Origin of the sequence: Massilia sp. TWP1-3-3, from assembly GCF_049897805.1 — a bacterium.
Classification (GTDB): domain Bacteria; phylum Pseudomonadota; class Gammaproteobacteria; order Burkholderiales; family Burkholderiaceae_D; genus Telluria_A.
This window is the reverse complement of record NZ_JAFCWX010000015.1, coordinates 54,825-74,811: the sequence shown is the minus strand read 5'-3', so window position 1 is coordinate 74,811 and position 19,987 is coordinate 54,825. Positions and strand designations below refer to the sequence as shown.

At 65.7% G+C, this 19,987-nt stretch carries 15 protein-coding genes; 4 read left to right on the top strand and 11 right to left on the bottom strand.

The features are described from left to right. Positions 1–5 precede the first annotated feature (5 nt). The gene (locus ACP7D4_RS16340; protein WP_426210126.1) at positions 6–908 is read left to right on the top strand and encodes a cupin-like domain-containing protein; all 903 of its coding nucleotides are present in this window, start codon (positions 6–8) and stop codon (positions 906–908) included. 23 nt (positions 909–931) lie between these two features. Here ACP7D4_RS16340 and ACP7D4_RS16335 read toward each other — a convergent pair whose 3' ends face one another. The 3 genes from ACP7D4_RS16335 to ACP7D4_RS16325 all read right to left on the bottom strand — a co-directional run bounded on the left by ACP7D4_RS16335 (position 932) and on the right by ACP7D4_RS16325 (position 6,959). Continuing rightward, positions 932–3,574 (bottom strand): hypothetical protein, encoded by a 2,643-nt coding sequence (locus tag ACP7D4_RS16335; RefSeq protein ID WP_426210124.1) that lies wholly within the window; start codon positions 3,572–3,574, stop codon positions 932–934. A gap of 119 nt (positions 3,575–3,693) precedes the next feature. Further along, on the bottom strand, positions 3,694–5,220 hold the full coding sequence (locus ACP7D4_RS16330; RefSeq protein ID WP_426102223.1) for a family 43 glycosylhydrolase: 1,527 nt from the start codon (positions 5,218–5,220) through the stop codon (positions 3,694–3,696). Between the two features lie 89 nt (positions 5,221–5,309). Then, positions 5,310–6,959, bottom strand: coding sequence for a M28 family metallopeptidase (locus ACP7D4_RS16325; RefSeq protein WP_426210122.1), 1,650 nt, complete (start codon positions 6,957–6,959; stop codon positions 5,310–5,312). Between the two features lie 142 nt (positions 6,960–7,101). Between ACP7D4_RS16325 and ACP7D4_RS16320 the strand changes: the two genes are divergently transcribed. Beyond that, on the top strand, positions 7,102–7,581 hold the full coding sequence (locus ACP7D4_RS16320; RefSeq protein ID WP_426102227.1) for a GNAT family N-acetyltransferase: 480 nt from the start codon (positions 7,102–7,104) through the stop codon (positions 7,579–7,581). Here ACP7D4_RS16320 and ACP7D4_RS16315 read toward each other — a convergent pair. The 7 genes from ACP7D4_RS16315 to ACP7D4_RS16285 all read right to left on the bottom strand — a co-directional run bounded on the left by ACP7D4_RS16315 (position 7,565) and on the right by ACP7D4_RS16285 (position 17,318). Further along, positions 7,565–10,060, bottom strand: coding sequence for a cellulose binding domain-containing protein (locus tag ACP7D4_RS16315; RefSeq protein WP_426210120.1), 2,496 nt, complete (start codon positions 10,058–10,060; stop codon positions 7,565–7,567). The two genes, ACP7D4_RS16320 and ACP7D4_RS16315, sit on opposite strands and share 17 nt — an antisense overlap. A 126-nt stretch (positions 10,061–10,186) precedes the next feature. Continuing rightward, positions 10,187–12,508, bottom strand: coding sequence for a PAS domain S-box protein (locus ACP7D4_RS16310; RefSeq protein ID WP_426210118.1), 2,322 nt, complete (start codon positions 12,506–12,508; stop codon positions 10,187–10,189). Then, a complete protein-coding gene (locus tag ACP7D4_RS16305) occupies positions 12,498–13,313 on the bottom strand; it encodes an alpha/beta fold hydrolase (protein WP_426210116.1) in 816 nt (271 codons plus the stop codon). The genes ACP7D4_RS16310 and ACP7D4_RS16305 overlap by 11 nt, the downstream gene beginning before the upstream one ends. A 48-nt stretch (positions 13,314–13,361) precedes the next feature. Beyond that, positions 13,362–14,570: a lysophospholipid transporter LplT gene (gene lplT / locus ACP7D4_RS16300; protein ID WP_426210114.1), complete on the bottom strand. Its 1,209-nt coding sequence runs from the start codon at positions 14,568–14,570 to the stop codon at positions 13,362–13,364. After that, on the bottom strand, positions 14,570–15,382 hold the full coding sequence (locus ACP7D4_RS16295) for a GNAT family N-acetyltransferase (protein WP_426210112.1): 813 nt from the start codon (positions 15,380–15,382) through the stop codon (positions 14,570–14,572). The genes lplT and ACP7D4_RS16295 overlap by 1 nt, the downstream gene beginning before the upstream one ends. A 10-nt stretch (positions 15,383–15,392) precedes the next feature. Then, a complete protein-coding gene (locus ACP7D4_RS16290) occupies positions 15,393–16,442 on the bottom strand; it encodes a hypothetical protein (RefSeq protein WP_426102239.1) in 1,050 nt (349 codons plus the stop codon). A gap of 132 nt (positions 16,443–16,574) precedes the next feature. Further along, entirely contained in the window at positions 16,575–17,318 is a 744-nt protein-coding gene (locus ACP7D4_RS16285) for a lysophospholipid acyltransferase family protein (protein WP_426210111.1), read from the bottom strand. Positions 17,319–17,437: 119 nt separating this feature from the next. On the opposite strand from ACP7D4_RS16285, the gene ACP7D4_RS16280 reads away from it, so the two are divergent. Both ACP7D4_RS16280 and ACP7D4_RS16275 read left to right on the top strand, forming a co-directional pair. Continuing rightward, complete coding sequence (locus ACP7D4_RS16280) at positions 17,438–18,457, top strand: methyltransferase (RefSeq protein ID WP_426210110.1); 1,020 nt, start codon at positions 17,438–17,440, stop codon at positions 18,455–18,457. A gap of 117 nt (positions 18,458–18,574) precedes the next feature. Then, the gene (locus tag ACP7D4_RS16275) at positions 18,575–19,174 is read left to right on the top strand and encodes a LysE family translocator (protein WP_426210108.1); all 600 of its coding nucleotides are present in this window, start codon (positions 18,575–18,577) and stop codon (positions 19,172–19,174) included. Here ACP7D4_RS16275 and ACP7D4_RS16270 read toward each other — a convergent pair. Continuing rightward, positions 19,171–19,917, bottom strand: a complete 747-nt coding sequence (locus ACP7D4_RS16270) for an AraC family transcriptional regulator (RefSeq protein ID WP_426210107.1) — start codon at positions 19,915–19,917, stop codon at positions 19,171–19,173. The genes ACP7D4_RS16275 and ACP7D4_RS16270 overlap by 4 nt on opposite strands. Positions 19,918–19,987: the final 70 nt, after the last annotated feature.

Below are 19,987 nucleotides of genomic sequence, written 5' to 3'. Positions count from 1 at the left end.
ATTTGGTGGACAACAACCCGGCACTGCCGCCGCGGCGGGCATCGAACGCCACCTCGCCCGAGCAAGCGCTTGCCAACAAGCTGGCGCGCGAACAAAAAGATGCGCTGGTGCGCGGCGTGACCTCGATCGAGGCGATGCGCGACGCGATCCGGCGCGCGGCGCGCGAGCTGCCCGCCATTGCCAGCGTGCCGCGCCTGGGCACGCTCGATGCCGCAGCCTTTCGCGCGCGCGCCGCACAGGGCTTGCCGTTTTTGCTCACCGGCCTGGTGGGCCGCTGGCCGTTGTCAAAGCTCACGCCGCAAACGTTGCGCGAGCGTTACAGCGACCTGGCGGTGCGCGCGCGGGTGGGCGACTACATCAACACCGCCTTTGCTCCCGACCGCGCGATGCAGGATATGTCGATGCTGGCGTATCTTGACCTGGTGGCCGGCGACGCGCAGGCGCTGCCGCCGTACCTTGGGAACCTGGAATTGCGCGCCTTGAACAAGCTCTGTTACTGGCCCGCGTATTTCGACAAAATGGGGCCGCCGCGCTTTTGGCTTGGCCCGGCAGGCACGGTGACGCCGCTCCACTGCGATTACGACGACAATATTTTCGCGCAGGTCTGGGGCACCAAACGGATTTTTTTGGCGCCGCCCCATCACGACCAATTCCTGTACCCGAGCGAAGCGAACGCCATTTTATTCGGCTCGCCGTTCAACCCGGAGGCGCCTGACTTCGACACATTCCCGCAGGCGCGCCAGGCCACCATGATCGAGTGCATCGTCGGACCCGGCGAACTGCTGTATGTGCCTGCCGGGTGGTATCACCAGGTGCGCGCGCTGACGTTTTCGCTGTCGGCCAACCGCTGGGCCAGGGCGCTGCCGTTGGCCTTGACAGGCGAGCTGTCGCTGCAGCGGCAAGGCTGACCGGGAACAGCAAAACGCCTGCGCTACTGACGCCGCTTTCCATAGTGGAGCTGCACCGATGCGATCTCCACCGCGCGGGCATCGTCGCCGGCGTGCTCGCCGGCGTTGCGATACACCCGCAGCTCCACCCGCTCGATATTGTCCGGCCTGATCTTCCCGCGGCCGCGCGCGGCGGGACCGGGGCGCCAGTAGTTCCACGTCCCCGGATAGGGCGTGGGTGTGAGTGCACTGCGCGCGAAGGTCAGCGCGTCGAGCCCGATATGCCGCGTGCTCCACTGCGCCCCCGCGCGCATGCTGGCGCGCCAGCTTGAACCGTCCTTTTCAATCAGCAGCACGTCAAGCGTTTTGCGCTTTCCGCCGGCCGCTTTAAGCCGCACGCTCAGCGTGCTGGCAGTGGCGGCAGCCGCCCCGCGCGCCGCGATGCGTTCCCCGACAAACACCGATCCGGCATACTGCTGCGCCACCTGCGGCGCCTTGAGCTGCGGGAGCGCCAGCGACAATGCGAGCGCGTTGCTGTTCTCGCCTGGCACCAGCTTGAAGCCCGATGCGCCGTCCGACTCGGACAGCCGCGCAAACGTCAGCGCCGCCGTGTCGCGCGGAGGATTGAACAGTTCCAGCGCCTTGTCGGCACCCGTTACCGTAAAGCGCCACACTTCACGCGCCTCGAACGGCCAGCGGCCGGGTTGTCCGCTCGCCTGGTCCGGAAACGCGGTCGCCTGTGCGCCCTCACCCTGCACTACGATGAACTCATATTGCCCTTCCGGCAGACGCGCCGCTTCCACGGGCGCGGCGTAGTCATAGCCGCGCACATGGCGCAGCGCAATCGGCTTGCCAAAATCGCGGGTCCCCGCGTCGCGGATGTACAGGTTCAGCCGCTCAGGCTTGCTTTGGCTGGCCAGGCGCACGCGGATCGTTGCGGGTGCGCCGGTCACAAACTCGCCTGGCGAGAGGTTTTGCACCAGGTCGGGATAGGTTTGCTGCGCATTGACGTGAAACTCGCGCAGGCCGACGCGGTTGACGGTGGCCGGCAGGGTCGCGAAGTCCACCGGGCCGGAGCGGCTCAGTAGCCACACGCCCGGCTCCACTTCGACGCTGCCCGACTGCGCCCGGCGCGCGCTCGCCGCAGCGTTTGCCGGCACGGTCAATGGCGTGGCGCTAAAGCCAGGACCCAGGTCAGGCAGCGCAATACCCATCTGCCAGGGGCGAAAGTACAGGCGCGAGACCACCTTGCCCGGCTGCGGCTGGGCGAACGGATCGCCTACGAGCAGCGCGTCCGGATAGACTTCGAGGCGCCACACGCCGTCGCGTATCTTGTCGAGAAAATAGGCGCCCGTGCCTTCATACGACACCACTGGCGACGAGCCGAAGCCCACGACCCGTTCAAGGCCGGCGGCGTTGCGCGGCGCGACTGCCGTGTCGCCCGCGTGCATGAACGCGTCGGCGGCATTGAGCAGGCTCGAATCGGTCTCGTAGTCGACACTGAAGTCGCCAAACTTGGTCGAGGCGGGATACGCGCCGTAAGAGGCCATGCGCGGCAGGCGGCGCATGGCCTCGCCCGCAATGACGGCGCTGACGGCCTTGCGCGGCGTATGCACCAGGTTGATGAAATGGGTTTGCCACGACAGATTGTACGGCGCGGTATCCAGCATGTCGTAGGCGAATACGGCGGCGAATTGCGCGCCCACGCTGCGAAAGGTGCGCGCCATGGCCGGATACAGGTAGCCGGTGTTCAGGTCAGCCTGGTCGAACTCGTAGACAATGCGCGCCTTGTGCAGCAGCGCAGGGTCGAGCAGCGCGGGATAGCTGTCCACGGCGGGAAGGAAGTTGCCTTTCAATGTATGACCCGACACCAGCCCGGAGGGATACCAGCCAAAATCGATGCCCTGCACGTTGGACTTGACCAGCGCCTCCCGAATGGCGAAGTCCTGCGAATAATTGTGAAACGTGATCTGCTCGCTGCCGGTGCCGCGCACGGCGTCGACCAGCGCGTTGATGTAGTCGACCGACTGCTTGAGGTTCTCCGGGTGGTGCACCGGTTCGTTGATCATTTCCACGAACAGGATCGCCGGATCATCCTTGAGCGCGGTGCGCGTATACGGATTGACGTGATTGAGCACCTGGCCGATATAGTTGGTCTGCGCCGCGATTGCCTTGGGGTTGGTGCCCAGCGCGGCGCGCTCGTACAGCGACGAGAAGCCCGCCGGCTTGTAGTCTGGATTGCCGATCTGGTCGGCATAGGACGAACCATACGTGACGATGGGGCTGAGCAGCATGCTGATGCCGCGCTCGCCCGCCTTGAAAATCAGGTAGTCCATCAAGCCGGTGTGCACGTCCTCGGTCAGGTTGCCCTCGCCGTCGCTACTTTCCCAGTCGCCCCACGAACACAGGCGCAGGCCATCCCAGCCCATGCGCGCGAAGTGGCCCATGTCGGCGTCGATCAGCTTTTTCATGTCGGCGCCCACGCGCTTCGCCAGCCGGTAGTCGCCGGAGGCAAAGGCGCAATAGTTGGCGCCGAACAGGCGCACTTCCTGCCGGTCCGCCTTCCAGCGCATCACGCCCTGCTGGTCGACGACAATGCGCGCAGGGGCGGCGAGCAGCGGCGCGGGAATAGTGCCAAACGAACAGGCGGCGATCAATCCAAGTAGCGCGCGGGGAAAGGTTTTCATGTATGCAGGGCATTTGTGCGAAATTCAGGAAGCCCATCATAGGATACGTTTGCGCCAAGAAACACTTGAGAAGCATTCACTTTTTACCGTTTTCCATACGGTATTTGCATACGCCGGGCCTACTCCCGCGTTAGCGCGAAATCGTCAACGTACAGCCAGTGTCCTGCCTTGCCTTCCGAATAGACGCCAAGCTGGATGCTGCCGTTGCTGACCATAATCCCCGGGATCACCATCTCGGTCCACGCATCGATGGCGGTATTGATTGGGCGCGCCAGGTCCGCGCCGCCATAGCCATGCACATACACCTTCGCGACGGCCTGTCCGCCGCTGCTTCTTACCCAGGCCTTGAGCGTGTAGCGCCCGTTGGGCAGCGCGATGTTTTGCAAGGTGCTGCCCATGGTTGGCGCCGCATGGCTGAGCGCAAGGGCCCAGCGCCCCGTATGGCCGCCCAGCAGGTTCATGGTGGGCCCCGCATCGGCCAGGTTGGTCCAGCTGGTCACCCATCCCGCAACACCCGTTTGCGTCACGCGGTCCGCCTCAAAGCTGGGATTGCGCACATAATTGTTGCCGCTGCCGACACGCCAGGTGCCCTGCCCCGCATCCAGGTCGAACTGGCTGAGCGAATGGAACACGGGCGAGGCGCCGTCGAACGACAACGGCAGCCACTGGTTGTAGCCGATGCCGTTGCCGGCAAAATTGCTCCAGCGGTCGCCCGCAAACAGGATCGTCGTTGCCTGGCTGCCTTGCACGGGAATGAAGAACCCGGTCTGCGATACGTGGGAAAAGTCGGCCTGCGTGCCCGGCATGATTTTCTCGGCCGAATACGGTCCCGTGATGCTGCTCGCTGTCATGTAGTACGTATGCGAGGCGTTCCACCCATGCAAGTCCGACGAGCACAGGTAATACAGGCCCTGGTACTTGAACATGGCGTTGCCTTCGCGCCCGCCCGCCGGACTGGAGAAGACCCTGGTGGCAGGTTCCACCGCCAGGTAGTCATCAGCGCGCAGCGGCGCAACGTACGCGTGCGCGCGGCCTTTCGCGTTGCTGAAGATCAGATAGGGTTGGCCATCATCGTCGACGAATACGGTCTGGTCGCCGGTGGCGGGGGTGACCACGTTCTCTATCCGTGGCTGCAGGTGGTGATACACAAAAGGACCGGTAGGCGTGTCGCTGACGGCAAATAGCACGCCGCCACCCATGGCGCGGCTTGCGTACTGGCTGATCAGCACATACTTGCGCGTGCGCTTGCTGTAGACCACGCCCAGACGCCCCAGCCACGCATCCGGCTCAAACACCTGGCCGGCGCCACCGGCCTGGATGACATTGCCTTCGAATTTCCAGTTCACCAGGTCGGTGGAGGAATACGCGGTCACTGCACTAAAGCGCGCGTTTCCTTTTTCCCCTACTGGCCTGGCGGCGTAGCGCACCGCTGCCTCGTATTTGGCGCCATACCAGTAGTAGGTATCCTTGACCTTCAAGATGCCGCCGCCCTGGGAATAGATGGGATTGCCGGCCGTGTCTTTCCAGAAGGTGTCGTTTTGCACCGGCAGCGACGCTGCGCGCAGCAGGGCCGGGCCGAGCATGACGAGCGCCGCCAGCAGGCGGGCAAGGTGGCAGAGGAATGGTTTGAGAGGTGTGGTGAACATGGCGCCGGTCCGACAGGAGGGCGCCCTATTATGCTGGAGGAAGGCGGGGGATGGCAGTCATCTGCGTGATTGTATCCATCCCTCAACAATTACTTGCGCATCGAAGCGCTGGCGTCGCGCGCGCCGCGGAACTCCGAATCGGACGACCAGTTTGGCCAGGTGCTGGCGTTGGCCAGGTCCGCGCCCACGCCATACAAAATCTCCAGGTCGCGCGCCATGCCGGTGAACGGCCACTTCTCGCTCCACTGGTCGGACGGCTGGTGGTAATTGTTTTCTGTGTACGCTTCGGACGCCGCTTTGCCGGCCGCTACGCCACCGTCAACCCAGTCGTCACCGGAATCGAACGACACGGCCGGCACGCCCCGCTTGGCAAACGAGAAGTGGTCGGAGCGGAAAAAGTGGCCCGCTTCCGGCTTAGGATCGGGCGTGTAGCGCAGCTTGTACTGCCCGGCCTTGGCCACCAGCTGATCGAGCAAGTCGAACTTGGCGCTGCCCGAAATGGTGAAGTTGCGCGTCGGCCCATGGGGGCTGAGCGCATCAATATTAATCACGCCCACCGTCTTGGCCAGCGGATAAACCGGATTGGCTGCATAGTATTCGGAACCCATCAGGCCGCGCTCTTCGGCCGTCACCGCCAAAAACACCACGCTGCGTTTCGGCGCCGGCTTTTGGGCGTACACGCGCGCCATTTCCACCAGCGCCGCAATGCCGGTGCCATTGTCAATGGCGCCGTTGTAGATGGTGTCGCCCTTGGCGTCCGCCAGTCCCACGCCCAGATGGTCCCAGTGCGCGCTGTACATCACATATTCGCCCTTGCGCCCGGTGCCTTCGCGCAGCGCCAGCACGTTCTTCGATTTGATGACCTGCGCGTCAACGGCGTAGCTGGCCGACAGGGTCACGCCCTTGAGTTCGACGGGGCGAAAATCGCGCGTTTGCGCCTGCTTTTTAAGGTCCTCGAAGTTGGCGCCGCCGCGCTTGAACAAGTCCACCGCCAGCTCGCGCTGGATCCATGCTTCCATGGGCGCGTGCGACTTGGCCGGCTCCTTGCGCACGATGTCGAACATGACGTTGGTGTTGGAGTTCTTGACCGTCGCCCACCCGTATGACGCCGGCGCCGTTTCATGCACGATGATCGTGCCCACCGCGCCGCGGCGGGCCATTTCTTCAAACTTGTAGGTCCAGCGGCCGTAATAGGTCATGGCCTTGCCGCCAAATTCGCCCGCGCCCGTTTCAAAATCCGGGTCGTTGATCAACACGAGCGCCAGCTTGCCCTTCAAGTCCACGCCCTTGAAGTCATCCCACTTGCGTTCCGGGGCGCTCACGCCATAGCCGACGAATACCAGCGGCACGTTGGTGAAGTCGACTTTTTTGTCGCCGTTCATGGCCGCGCGGATCGCCAGGTCGTCGCCCTGGGCCAGGCTCTGGGTCTTGTTACCGTCGTTCACCGACACGGTCACCGGTCCCTTGATTTCAAAGCGGCCCAGCGGCACATCCTGCGTCCAGCCGCGCTTGCCGCCGGCAAGCTCGCCGCCAGGCTTGAGCCCGGCGGCCTTGAACTGGGCGACCAGGTAAGCGACGGTCTTGGTCTCGCCCGCCGAATCGGGCGCGCGGCCCTCGAACGCGTCGGACGAAACCACCTTCACGTGCTGCGACAAGCGCTGCGGGTCGAACAGTTGCGTGGGCGCTGCGCTGGCGGTAGCGGCTGCTGAAACCAGCACGAGGAATGTGGCGTTCTTCAATGTAAAACTCCATGTTGGACGTTGATCGAGGGTACGGGCCAGAGTATCGCCGCAATACGGGCCTCGGTCAAACTTGGCGCCCGGCTACAGGGCGCGCCAAGACCGGTTATATTATCGACAATACTTTTTTTACTGGAGCAGTATGCACATCGCCATCGAATCGCCGGACCAGGCCGACGTCATCGCCCTCATTGCCGACCTTGACGCTTACCAGGACAGCCTGTACCCGCCGGAGAGCCGCTATGCGATGGATCTGTCGTCGCTCACAAAGCCGAACGTCCGTTTTGCCGTCGCGCGCGACGGCGAGGGCCGGGCGCAAGGCTGCGGCGCGATCGTGTTCTATGCGGGCTATGGCGAACTGAAACGCATGTACGTGCGTCCCGAGAGCCGCGGCCAGGGCGTGGCGCGTGCCATCTTGACCGTGCTCGAGGCTTGCGCACGGCAAGACGGGATGCGCAGTTTCAAGCTCGAGAGCGGCCCGCACCAGGGCGCAGCGCTGGCCTTTTACGCCAGCTGCGGCTATGCCACCTGCGGGCGTTATGGCGACTACAAAGTCGACCCGAACAGCGTTTTCATGGGCAAGGACGACACCAGCCCGGCCGCCATCACAGAGGCGCGCTAACGCTGCTCGGGCCGCTGGGGCCGCACATCTCGCCCGTCACCAGCGGCGCCGATGCGCGCGCGCCAGGCATTCTGCCCTGCAGGCCAAACTCCACATTCTGGCCGGGATAAATGACGCGGTTGTAGCTCTGGTTCCCCGCGCGGTAGGGATTGGCGCCACTGACAATCGCATTCCAGCTGCCGCTCACCTGGCTGCCGTCCGCGTACGACCAATTGACATGCCAGCCATCGATCGCGGCACTGCCGCGATTGGTGATGCGGACCGCCGCAGTAAAGCCGCCGCCCCACTGTCCGGTGACGATGTAGCTGCACTGGGCAGGCAACACCGGCACCGGCACCGGCGCCGGCGCGATGGTCCCGTAGGCGATGCCACGCCCGGCGGTGCTCAGGTATACCGTGCCGTAGGTAGTCATGTCGCCGATGATGAAGCGGCCGTTGGCCGGCCCGCCATACTCGTGCGCGTCGTCATTGATGCGCGTCCAGGATGCGCCCTGGTCGGTGGAGCGGTAGGCGCCGCGCACGCCATTCACGCTCCCCCAGATATACACTGCCGGATAAAGCGTCCCCGGCGCGGCCTTGCCAAAGCCGACCGCAGCGGCGCTGCCCACGCCGGCCAGAGTGGAAAACGACGCGCCCGAATCCGTCGAGCGCGCCAGCCCGGCGCCGTTGAGCGCGACCCAGACGTCGCCTTCCCGGCCGGGCGCGACGCGCACCACGTTCGATGCGCCTGCTGGCAGCGCCGCGCGCGCGCCGAAGGACGCGCCGCCGTCCACGCTCACCAGCATGCCCGCGCCGCTGTACAGGTAGAACTTGCGCGGGTTGACTGCATCGGCCACCGGGCGCGCATTGAACACGTCCACGCCGGCCACCGTGCTCCAGCTGGCGCCAAAGTCGAGCGAGCGATACACCCGCGCCGCGTTTTCGGGCGCATGCAGCAGGACTGACGCGTCGGCCGCCAGCGCCACCTGCCCGCCCCTGCCACGCGTGGTGGCCGCGCGCTTCCAGGTCATGGCGGTGTCGGTGGAGTAGTACATGGCCGCGCCCGAACGCACCACCACGGCGCTATTGCGTGCGGCGACATCAAGCCCGCTGGTCGAGCCCACCGCCGGCGCATGCATGGGCGAATAGCGCGCCACATCCGCATGCCGAAAGCCGTCGTAATCCATGATCGCCGAGAGCATCGGTCCCTGGGCAATACTGACGGCATTGAGGGCGACGGTTTCTTCCAGGCCGGCCACGGTAAAGTCCCAGGTCGCTGGCGTCAGGCCCACATCAGCGCTGCGAAAGACGCCATTGCCCGAGGTTGCCCAGACGGCGCGCGTATCGAACGGGTCGAACTCCACCGAGCCTGTCCAGTGGATCGACTGGCCCGCCGCCCATGACACGCCGTGCACGTCTTTGGCAAAGCCGCGCTGCACCACGTCGGTCCAGGTGGCGCCGCCGTTGGCGGAGGTAAAAATATGGTCGCCGTAAGCGCTATCTTGCTGCAGCCAGGCGTTGGTGGTGGACGCCACCAGGCGCAATGGGTTGTCAGGGGCCACGCTGATGCCGCCAAACGGCGCGCCAATCGCCGGCGGCGTGATGTTCGACCAGGCGCCCGAGGCCAGCGCGTACTTCCAGATCTGGCCCTGGTTCATCGGTTCCGGCAGCGACCAGTGCGGGTGCGGTCCGGCGCCGTTGGCGTAGGTGATGAACAAGTTGCCGTCCGACCCGAGCGCGGCGCGCTGGGGCATCAGCGACGACGGCGCGCCGGCCACCGGGGCGAAGCTGGCGCCGGCATTGCGGCTCAGGTACAGCGACGGCCCGGCAGCCCCGGCGCGCGAGACGCCCACCACGATGCGCTGCGCCACGCCATTGACCACGCTGGCCGGGTCGAGCAGCACCAGGCAAATGCCATTGCCGTTCGGGGTCGACGTCACATCCAGGCTGTCCAGGCGCTGCCAGCTGCTGCCGCTGTCGGTGCTGCGAAACAGGCCGTTGGCGCGGGTGCCCACATACAGCACGTTGCTCGAACCGGGGTCAACTTGCAGCCGTTCGCCGTTCTGGCGTCCCATGCCGTTGCCGTGCGCCTTGAACTGGGCGCTGACGTCGATGCGGGTAAAAGTTTTTCCAAAGTCGTTGGAGCGCAAAATCATGCTGCGCCCATTGTTGAAGTAACTGGTCCCGGCCAGCAGGTACAGCTTGGCGCTGTCGCGCCGGTCGAGCGCGATCGCTTCCACGCCCAGCAGGCCCGTTTCGTCCTCGGACACCCAGTCCATCAACGACACCCAGCGCGCGCTGCCCGCGTCCCAGCGATAGGCGCCGCCCACGTCGGTGCGGGCATACGCCAGTCCCCGCATGGTTTTGCTCGGCACCACGGCCGCGACGAAACCGCCGCCGCCCATGCTGACAGTATTCCAACGGTAGGGTTCGGCGCCGGCCAGGGCCGGCAGCAGCGCGCAGGCGAGCGCCAACAACTTGCGAAGTGGGGAAATGGTCATTGGGATGCGCTTTTCGGTGGCGTCAGGCTAAATATTTGACAAGGACCGTGATCGTCCACCTTGCGCGCCCTGCTGTCCAATCGCTTTTTTCGCGTTCCCGATGCCGTTTGCGGGATCGACGCCCCGCTATCTGCGCAGCAGCTTGTCAAGCGCCATAAAATCGACCGGCTTGACCAGGTGATGGTCAAATCCCGCGGCAACAGCGGCCTTGCGGTCGGCATCCTGCCCCCAGCCAGTGGCGGCAATCAAGATCACTTCCCGGCCCCACGGCTCGGTGCGCAGGCGCCTGGCAACCTGGTAGCCGTCCATGTCGGGCAAGCCAATATCGAGGACCACCGCGTGCGGGCGAAACTGCTGCGCCAGCGCCAGCGCACTGGTGCCGTTGTAGGCGCACTGCACGCGGTAGCCGAGCATCTCGAGCGCCATCTGCAGCGTATCGGCGCCGTCGGCATTGTCGTCGACCACCAGCACGCGCCGCAGCGCGTCGATCGCCTGCGGCGCGGCGGCAGGCACTTCGGCCACCTGCAGGGGCGCTGCCGGCAGCGGCAGATACAGCGCGAACTGGCTGCCGCGCCCCGTCCCTTCGCTGCTGGCGCGAATGCGCCCTCCATGCAGCGCGACCAGGCCGCGCACCAGCGACAGGCCAATGCCCAGGCCGCCCTGGGCGCGGTCCAGCCCCGGCTCGAGCTGGGCGAACATAGTGAATACTTTGTCCAGGTTTTCGGGCGCAATGCCGATGCCCGAATCACGCACCGTGATCGCCGCCTCGGCGCCTCGCCGCTCGCCGCTGAAAACGATCAGGCCGCCGTCGGGCGTGTATTTGATCGCGTTATTGAGCAAATTGGTCAGGATCTGGACCAGGCGCGTCGGGTCGGCCTCGAGCGTCACCGGTTCGATCGGCAAGTGCATCTCGAGCCGGTGGCCGGCCGCCGCCAAGCGTTCCTGCACTGCCTGCACGGCGTCTTGCATGACCGCCGTCAGCGCCACCGGTTCGCGCCGCAGTTCAAGCCGGCCCTGAGTGATGCGCGACACTTCCATCAAGTCGTCCACCAGATGGGTGACCTGGTTCATCTGGCGCTCGAACACTTGCTGCGCCCACTGCATCTGGGCGTTGCTGCTCGCTTGCAGCTTGAATATTTCCAGCACATTGCGCAGCGGCGCGAGCGGATTGCGCAGCTCGTGCGCCAGCGTCGCCAAAAATTCGTCTTTGCGGCGGTCGGCGTCGGCCAGCTGGGCGTTCAGGACGCGCAGCTGGGCCGCGTCGCGCTGGCGTTCGGTCATGTCGCGATGGACGCTGACGGCGCCGTAGCTGTTGCCCTTGCGGTCGCGCAGGGGCTTGATCACGGCCTCGCTGCAGCCTTCGCTGCCGTCGCGCCGCACAAACACCAGGTCGCCGCGCCACTCCCATTCGCCCGTCACGGCGCGCTGCACGGCCTGGCGCACTTGGGTCGCGTCTTCCGGGCGGTAAAACTGCCCCATGTCGGCGCCAATTGCCTCGGCGCTGCGGTAGCCCAGCATGCGCTCGGCTGCCGGATTGAACTCACGTACTTTTCCCTGGCCATCGGTGACGATGATGGCGTCGCTCTGGTCGGCAAAAATGGCCGCTTGGCGCATGGCGCTCCACTCCGCTTCAACCCGGTCGGTGATGTCGATGGCAATGCCGTACAACATCAGGCGAGCGCTATCCTGTTCGCTGGCCAGGCGCACCTGCCCTTCCATCGGGATCCAGGTGCCGCTCGCATGGCGCATGCGAAATTCCACGGTGCAGTCGCGCGCCAGCGCCTCGGCCGCGCCGATCGCCTGTTTCAAGCCTTCCAGGTCCGCTTCGTGGATCAGCGCATGGAAGGCTTGCTGCGTTCCGGGAAACGATCCCTCTTTCAAGCCGGCCAGCGCCTCCAGTTCGCTGCTCCACCAGACGGCGGTCGAGCCCACCTGGCGCGACCAGACACCCATCTTGGCGCCCCGCATGGCAATGCCGAGCACGTCGCGGCTTTCCTGCAGCGCGCGCACCGCGTCGCGCCGCGCCAGCAAAGCTTCTTCGGCATGTTTGCGCGCGGCCAGCAGCTCGGACTCGTACTTGCGGCGGTCGGTGGCGATGAACACGGCCGTCTCGTCGTACACCTGGCCCTCGTGCGTGCGGCGCAGGCAGTTGAACAGCATCGGCAGCGTGTGGCCGGCCCGGTGCCGCATGTCGAGCTGGACTTCGGCGACCGACCCTTGCATTTGCAGCAAGGGCGCCAGGTGGGTCTGGTGAAACACCTTGCCGCCGATGGTAAACAAGTCCTGCAGGCGGCGCTGCCCGACCAGGTCGGCGGCGGCAAAGCCCAGCCATGCGCAAAATGTGTGATTGACGCGCAAGATCTTGCCGTACGCATCGGTAACGACCAGCCCGCACGCTGCGTATTCGAACAGCGCGTCAGAATCGGGCAGTGCGGCCTCACTTGTCATCGGCGAACCAGGGTTGTAGAAAGGCCTCCATCGCAACCGTGCTGGCATGCGGCGCGGAGAGGTGCGGGCAATGGCCCACGTTGTCGATCACCTTGAGCGTGCTGCGCGGCAGCGCCCGTTGCATGTATTCGCCCACCGCCACCGGCGCGATCAAGTCATCGCTGCATTGCAGGATCAGGGTCGGCGCCTGGCAGCGCGCTAGTTCCTTGCGGTAATCCGACAGGAAGGTCACGCGCGCAAAGTGCTTGGCGATATTCGGATCGGTGCGGCAAAAACTGTTGGTCAGTTCCACGCCCAGTTCGGGTTGGTCGGGCGCGCCCATGATGGCGGGCGCCATCGCGCTCGACCAGCCGAGGTAATTGTTTTCCACGGTGGCCAGCAGCTCGTCGATATCCTGGCGCGAAAAGCCGCCGATATAATCCTGATCATTGATGTAGCAAGGCGAAGGCCCGATCATGACGTGCGCCAGGAAGCGCTCCGGCGCCTTGTTGGCCGCCAGCATGCCGATCATGGTGCTGACCGAATGGCCGACAAAAATGACCGGGCCGGGCGCGAATTGGTCGATAATTTCCAGCACGTCATCCGCATAGCCCTGCAGGCTGTCGTACTTGCCGTAATCGTAGGCGGCCAGGTCCGAGTTGCCGCTGCCAACCAGGTCGAACAGCACCACCCTCGCGTGCTTTTCAAAGTGAGGCGCAAGGTAGCGCCACATATTCTGGTCGCAGCCAAAACCGTGGGCGAAGAGGATGGTCGTTTGACCTGTGCCGCGCACGTGCACGTTATTGCGCTTGCTGATGTCTGTCATGAAAGCTCGCTCTTTGCGGATGGATAAGGTAATTTTATCATTGCGGTCTCATCCATTTACCAGTGCGCCCGTGCGGCGCATGCCGGCCATGGTGGCGGCCATCACCAGCACCCCCACGGCCGCGATGCTGGCAAACAGCGATACGCCAGTACTGCTGAGCAATCCATAGCACAGCAACACGGCAAAAGCGGCGCCGTTTTCAAAAAAGTTTTGCACGGCGACCGATTGCCCGGCATGCATCAGGCTATTGCCGCGCTCTTGCAACAGCGCGTTCATGGGCACCAGCAGCAGGCCCGCCAGCAGGCCGATGCCCGCCAGCACCAGCGCCGCCGTCGGCGCCGTGGTCACCCACGGCATGAGGACGATCAGCGCGCCGACGCCCAGTCCGAGCGGCATGACCGACAGCGCCTTGTGCAGTGGCACCAGGCGGGCGGCACCCACGGCGCCGCCGATGACGCCCAGCGCAAGTGCGCCCTGCAGCAGCGCGGCGCGCGCCAGCGGCAAACCGAGCACATCGGTGCCCCAGCGCAAGACTAAAAACTGCAGCACCGCAGCCACGGCCCAGAACAGAGAGGTGGCGGCCAGCGACCGCCCTGCCCCGGGGTCAGACCACAGCGTGCGGCAAGAAGCAACGAAGCGCCCCACCAGGCGCGCCGGATCGCGCAGCGCATGGGGCGCAGTGGCGCGCACCGGCGGCACCGCCAGCGACGCCGCAACGGCGCACGCGAACAACAGTAGCGTGCCCGCCGTTGCCGACCGCGCCGGGGTGCCGATAAAGGCCATCTGAAAGGCTGGATCGACCAGCACGCTGCCCAGCGCCACCCCGCCCAGCATGGCGCCGACGGTGGCAATTTCCATCCATGCGTTGGCCGCTACCAGCTGCTCTTGCGCGAGCAGTTCGGGCAGGATGCCGTAGCGCGCCGGTGCGTGCGCCGACGCGCCGAACCCGATCAGCGCAAAGGCCAGCAAAGGATGCAGGCCGGCCAGCAGCAGCGCGCAGCCGGCCAGCTTGAGCACATTGGTCAGCACGATCACGCGCGACTTGGCAAAGGCGTCAGCCACGGCGCCGGCAAAGGCGCCCAGCAGCACATACGACACATAAAAGCACACGCGCAGCGCCGGCGTCATCCATGCGGGCGCCGCGCGTTCGTTCAACAGGCCGATGGCGGCGATCAGCAAGGCACTGTCGGCCAGCGCGCCAAAAAACTGCGCCAGCACCAGCGCCGCCAAGGTGCGCCTGGCGCCGGCCAATCGCATCAGTGCTGTCCCAGGAAGTGCTTGCGGTAGCGCGGGGCCAGGTCGTCCAGGCGCAGCATGATGGGCAGGTCGGCCGTGTTGAAAGCGCGGTCGAGTGCCGGCGGGCCGAGCAGCATGGCGCCGCAGCGCAGATAGCCTTTGATGAGCGGTGGCGTGTCGGGTGCAAAGCGCGCCGTCGGCTCCGCAGTGGGCACGCGCGGCGAGCCCAATTCGAGCGGATGGCGCGCGCGCACCTGCCAGCAAGGCGCGGCCAGGTAGCGCGGGTGCAGGCTTTCCCAGATGGCGGTGGCAGCCTCCGGCCCGCCGGCCAGGCTGATGCTGGCGCAGCCGATCATGGTTTCCAGGCGCCGCTGCAGCATGTAGCGACCCAGCGCGCTCCACAAGGCCAGGATCACGCCGCCGTTGCGGTAGTCGGGATGCACGCACGAGCGGCCCAGTTCCAGCGCGCGCGGGCGCAGCGCGCGCAGCGGCGCCAGGTCAAACTCGGCGTCGGAGTAAAAGCCGCCGGCGCGGCGCGCCCCATCGGGCGCCAGCACCCGGTAGGTGCCCACCAGCAGCGGCTGGCCCGTGGCGCTCGCCGCATGCACCAGCAAATGGTCGCAGAAGGGATCGAAGCGATCCGCGTCAAGCCCGCTCTCGCGCGCCGGACCCGGCAAGCGCGCGCCCAGTTCGCCCCCAAAAATCCGGTAGCGCAGGCGCTGCGCGGCGCGCACCTCGTCTTCGCAGCCGGCCCACGTCACGGTCAGCGCTGCGCCGCCGCGCGCATAGCCGGCGGTGCAATCGGGTACGGTATGACTATATTGGCTCAGCATGCGCAGCTCCTCAGTTCGATGGGGGATAGCAGGCAATTAGCGCCTGCTGGCGCCGGTGATACCGGTACAGGGCCACAAGAGCGACCGGCACCGCCCCGCGCTTGCGCAGCGCAGCGCCAATGGCAAACAGCACGCGCTGCTTGGCAAAGACCATGGCCAGGCCTTTTAGCAGGGACGTGTCCGGATCCCACGCGTGAATCGCTTCGGACCCGGCGCCGTTCACTTCAATGATGGTGAAACCGGCGCCGCGCGCCAGTTCCTCCGTCGTATTGAAACGCACGTCGAAGCGGCCGCAGTAAAACTGCGGCATGTCGCGCGCAATGGCGTCGATGGCCGCCAGCAGCTGCGGCGTGATCAGTGCCGCGCCGTTCCGGTACAAGCCGCCAACGCGAGTGGAACCGATGGTGGCCAGGCGCACCTGTTCGTGCGCGGCCGGAATCCGGCTGCCGTTGCCGACGGCCTGGTGCTTGCCGCCGTTGCGCAGGCGCCGCGCGCGCGGGTCGGCATCGATCAGCGCGTCGATCGTGCGCACGCCGTCGCCCACCACGCGGGGAAAATAACGCAGCGCCAGCCCGATCAGGCGCGCCTTGCCCGTGTCCGGGTCGCGCGCGTAAAAAATGCCGGCTTCGCCTTCTTGCGCCAGATAGGGCTGCAGCACCACGCTTTCGCCTTGCGGATAGGCCGCCAGGTACGCGAGCAAATCGGTCATGCACGCGACGCGCCGCACCCCGTAACCGCACAGGCCAAGGTCAGGCTTGACGACCAGCGGAAAACGCAGCGCGGCGGCGCCCAGCGCCTCGGTCAGGCTTGCCGCGTCCAGTTGCGGCCCGGCGCACACGCCAATATACGGGGCGGTGGCCGCGCGCGCGACGGCGCCCATGCCCGCGAAATATTCCATCTTGCCCTCGCCCACCAGGCCACCGGCCGTGATGCACGGATTGGCGCACGAGGGCAAGGTGGCGCTGCGGTAACGCAGCGCCAGCCATACCCACTGCAGCGCGAGCGGCACGCAAATGAGCCACTTGGGCATGCGCTCGAGCGTGCTGCAGCGCGGCGCCATGCCAGCCTGCCAAGCCGCGCCCGGGGGATGGGCGGGGACGCGCTGAGCAGTGCTGTCGAGAAGAGGTTTGAATTGAATAAGCATAATCGGCCCAGCATGGCATTGCTAGCTCGACATTGTCTGTGCGCTACTTCACGAAGGACCGAGGCGCGCCAGTGCTGCCGTCACGGCTTGCTCGGCAGCAGCGGCAAGCTCGCGCCGACGCAGGCCGTGGGGCGCGATCGGGGCCAGGTAAGCCACGCGCGCCACCATCGACGGACCAGACAAGATCAGCCTGACGCTCTGTGCAAAGGTGGTCGCACCCACGTATTCAGCGCTGCGGTGTGCCTCGCCCTCCCCGTTGAAATAAGCGAGGGCGACGGGCTGCACCGCAATTGCCGCGCCGCGCGCTGCCTCGAACAGGGCCGAATGAAACGGCAGCATGGCGCCCTGCGGCGCGCTGGTGCCCTCAGGAAAATATGCGATCTGGCTGCCGCCGTCGATATGGCCGACCACGCGCAGCAGCAGCGGCCCCAGCGCCCGCCGGTTGCCGCGCTCGATAAAAACAGTGCCGGCGCGCATGGCCAGATAGCCCAGCACCGGCCAGCGGCGCACCTCGGACTTGGCGATAAAGCGGCAGGGTTGGCAGGCATTCAACACAAAAATATCGAGCCAGGAAATATGGTTGGCGACGATCAGCGTGCCGGCCGCCGCAGCAGGCAGCGCGGCAAGCTCGATGGCAACGCCGCAAATGCGCAGCAGACGCGCTGACCAGCGCTGGATGTGGCGCAGGCGAGCGGCTTGCGAACAGAAGGGAAACACCAGTGTGCACGTAAACAGGCCGGCGACGATGTGCAGGCAAAACAGCGCAAGGCGGACGGGGTAGGCGGCGCTCAACAGGACTCCAAAATGTGCTAACCATACACAAATACGTGTTTGTGCGCCGCCCGTGTGCGTCGCCGTGTATGTAACAATCCCAGCGAGGCAATTCCCCCAACTTTTGCTGGAGACAATCGATGACTGCACTTCAAGACGCGCCGCGCCATTCCCTGTCAGGCCCCGCTGCGCCATTTGCCACTGCGACCGCCGCGCGCGGCGCCGCCTTGCTGGCCCTGGGGCTGGCATTAAAACAGCGCGCGTATGCCTTTACGACGGTCACGCCGGCGACCCACGCGCGCGTCAACGCCCGCGCCGACGCCCGCCGCTCTGCCGACCTGGCCGGCATCTTCGGCTGGAGCCGGCCATTTTGCGCTGACGTTCCCGATGCCGAGCTGCTGCAATGCATGCGGGACGCCGGCGTTGTGACCGGGGTGGACGATGCGGATGGCGCTCTGCTCAGCCAGGTTCGCGCATCGACCCTTGACGGCCAGCTGTATTTTCACTCCGCATTTCCCACCAGCGCCAGCGACGCGGTCTTTTTCGGCCCCGATACTTATCGCTTCATTCGCGCCCTGCGCGGGGCACTGGCAGCGTTTCTCGGTCCGATCACGCGCGCGGTCGATATTGGTTGCGGCGCCGGATCCGGCGCCATGACCATCGCGCTGGCCCATCCCGGGGCCACCGTGTTTGCGGCAGATATCAACCAGGCGGCGCTGAACGCCGCCGCGATCAATGCGCGCCTGGCATCGGTGACCAATCTGCTACCGGTCCACAGCGACCTGCTGAGCGGGCTCGATGGCGATTTTGACCTGATCGTCTCCAATCCCCCGTACCTGCTGGACCGCGAGCAACGCGCCTACCGCCACGGCGGCGGCGACCTGGGCGCCGGTTTGTCGGTCGCCATCGTCGAACAGGCGGTGGCGCGACTGGCCCCCGGCGGCATGCTGGCGCTGTACACGGGCGTGGCCATGGTCGACACCGCCGATCCTTTCCGCGCCAGCGCAGAGAGCCTGCTTGGCGCCGCCGGTTTCAGATGGACCTACGAGGAAATCGACCCCGATGTTTTTGGCGAAGAGCTCGCGGAACCGGCTTACCAGCACACTGACAGGATCGCCGCCGTGTTCCTGTGCGCAAGCAAGCCGGTGCAGGGCGAGTAAGCCGCGACCCAGGGCGGCCGTCGCGCGCGGGCGCATCATACGTTAGTCAATTTCATTCAATACAACGGCAAACCGCACTCCTATCATCTGCGCACATTTCACTGAAAGGAAACGCAGATGAGCACGTTCATATCCATGGTGGCCTTCGCACTGGTTGCCGCGATTTCGCCCGGACCGGTCAACCTCGTCGCGCTTGCCAGCGGCGCGCGCCATGGCGTGCGCGCCAGCATGGCGCTCGTGACCGGCGCAACGCTGGGGTTCACGCTGTTGCTGCTGCTGACCGGGTTCGGTTTGCATGAAATGCTGGTTCGGATGCCTTGGCTCACTGCCGCGATCCGCTGGGCGGGTGTAGCGTTCCTCCTGTATATGGCATGGCGGCTGGCCACCGATTCCGGGGAACTGGGCGGCGAAAAGGCAGGGCAAAAGCCGTCCTGGTCGCACGGGGCCGCCATCCAGTGGCTCAACCCGAAAGCCTGGCTGGCGGCGGTGGCCGGCATGGGAACCTATGCATCGACGGCAGACGCGCATGCGGTCTGGCTGTTTGCCGGAGTCTACTTTATCGTCTGCTATTGTTCCATCGCCAGCTGGGCCGTGGCGGGGAGCTTCCTGCAGCAGCACGTGCGAACGGCGCATCGGGTGCGGTTGTTCAATCGGGCACTGGCGGCAATGCTGGTGCTCAGCGTGCTGTACCTGATGGCTGGCGCAGGTGCTCGCTAGCCTCGATACTGTCCCGGCGTTGCCGCCGTCAGCCGTTTGAATATGCGCTGGAAATGCGCCTGGTCGGCAAACCCGGCTTCGAGCGCGACCTGGGCCAGGGGAATGCGCTCCCTCAGGCGCGCTTTGGCAAACTGAATGCGGCGGTTGGTCTGGTATTCATGCGGCGCCACGCCGTAGCGCCGCTTAAAAGCGCGGATCAGATACGACCCCGACAGGTTCGCTATGGCGCACAGCTCGTCGAGCCGCAGTGTTTTTGCAAAAAGCATGTCGATATGCCGGGCCGCGCGCTCGGTCTTGACGCTGTCGCCGCCAGCGGTGGGCCCGGGCGCCAGCACGGCGTCGAGCAGGCCGGCAAAATCGGTGACGCCCATCTCGCGCCGGAAGCGGTCGTTGTCGCTGTCGGTCAGTTCCGCGAACAGTTGCGCGCCTGCCGCCGCAAGCGCCGGCGAACGCAGCGCCGCCGTCGCGTACGGCCGGAACGCGGCGCTGCCTTCCCCGCGCAGCTCGCACTGGACGCGCCCCATCCAGTGCGGATCCAGATAAAACATCAGGTACGACCAGGCACCGTCGTCGATGGCATTGCAGACATGAACGTCGCCGGGATTCATGATGACGATCACGCCGCTGTCGACGACCTCAGCATGGGCGCCATTGCCATAGCTGCTGCGTCCTCCCGTAATGACACCGACGGAAAGCGTTTCGTGCGAATGGCGCCCGTGCGTCACCCGGCGGCCGTCGCCCACCTGCCGTACCTCGATGAACGGCAGCTCCGGATGGCGCCAGAATCGTTGAATGGCTGGAATCAGGCTTGAA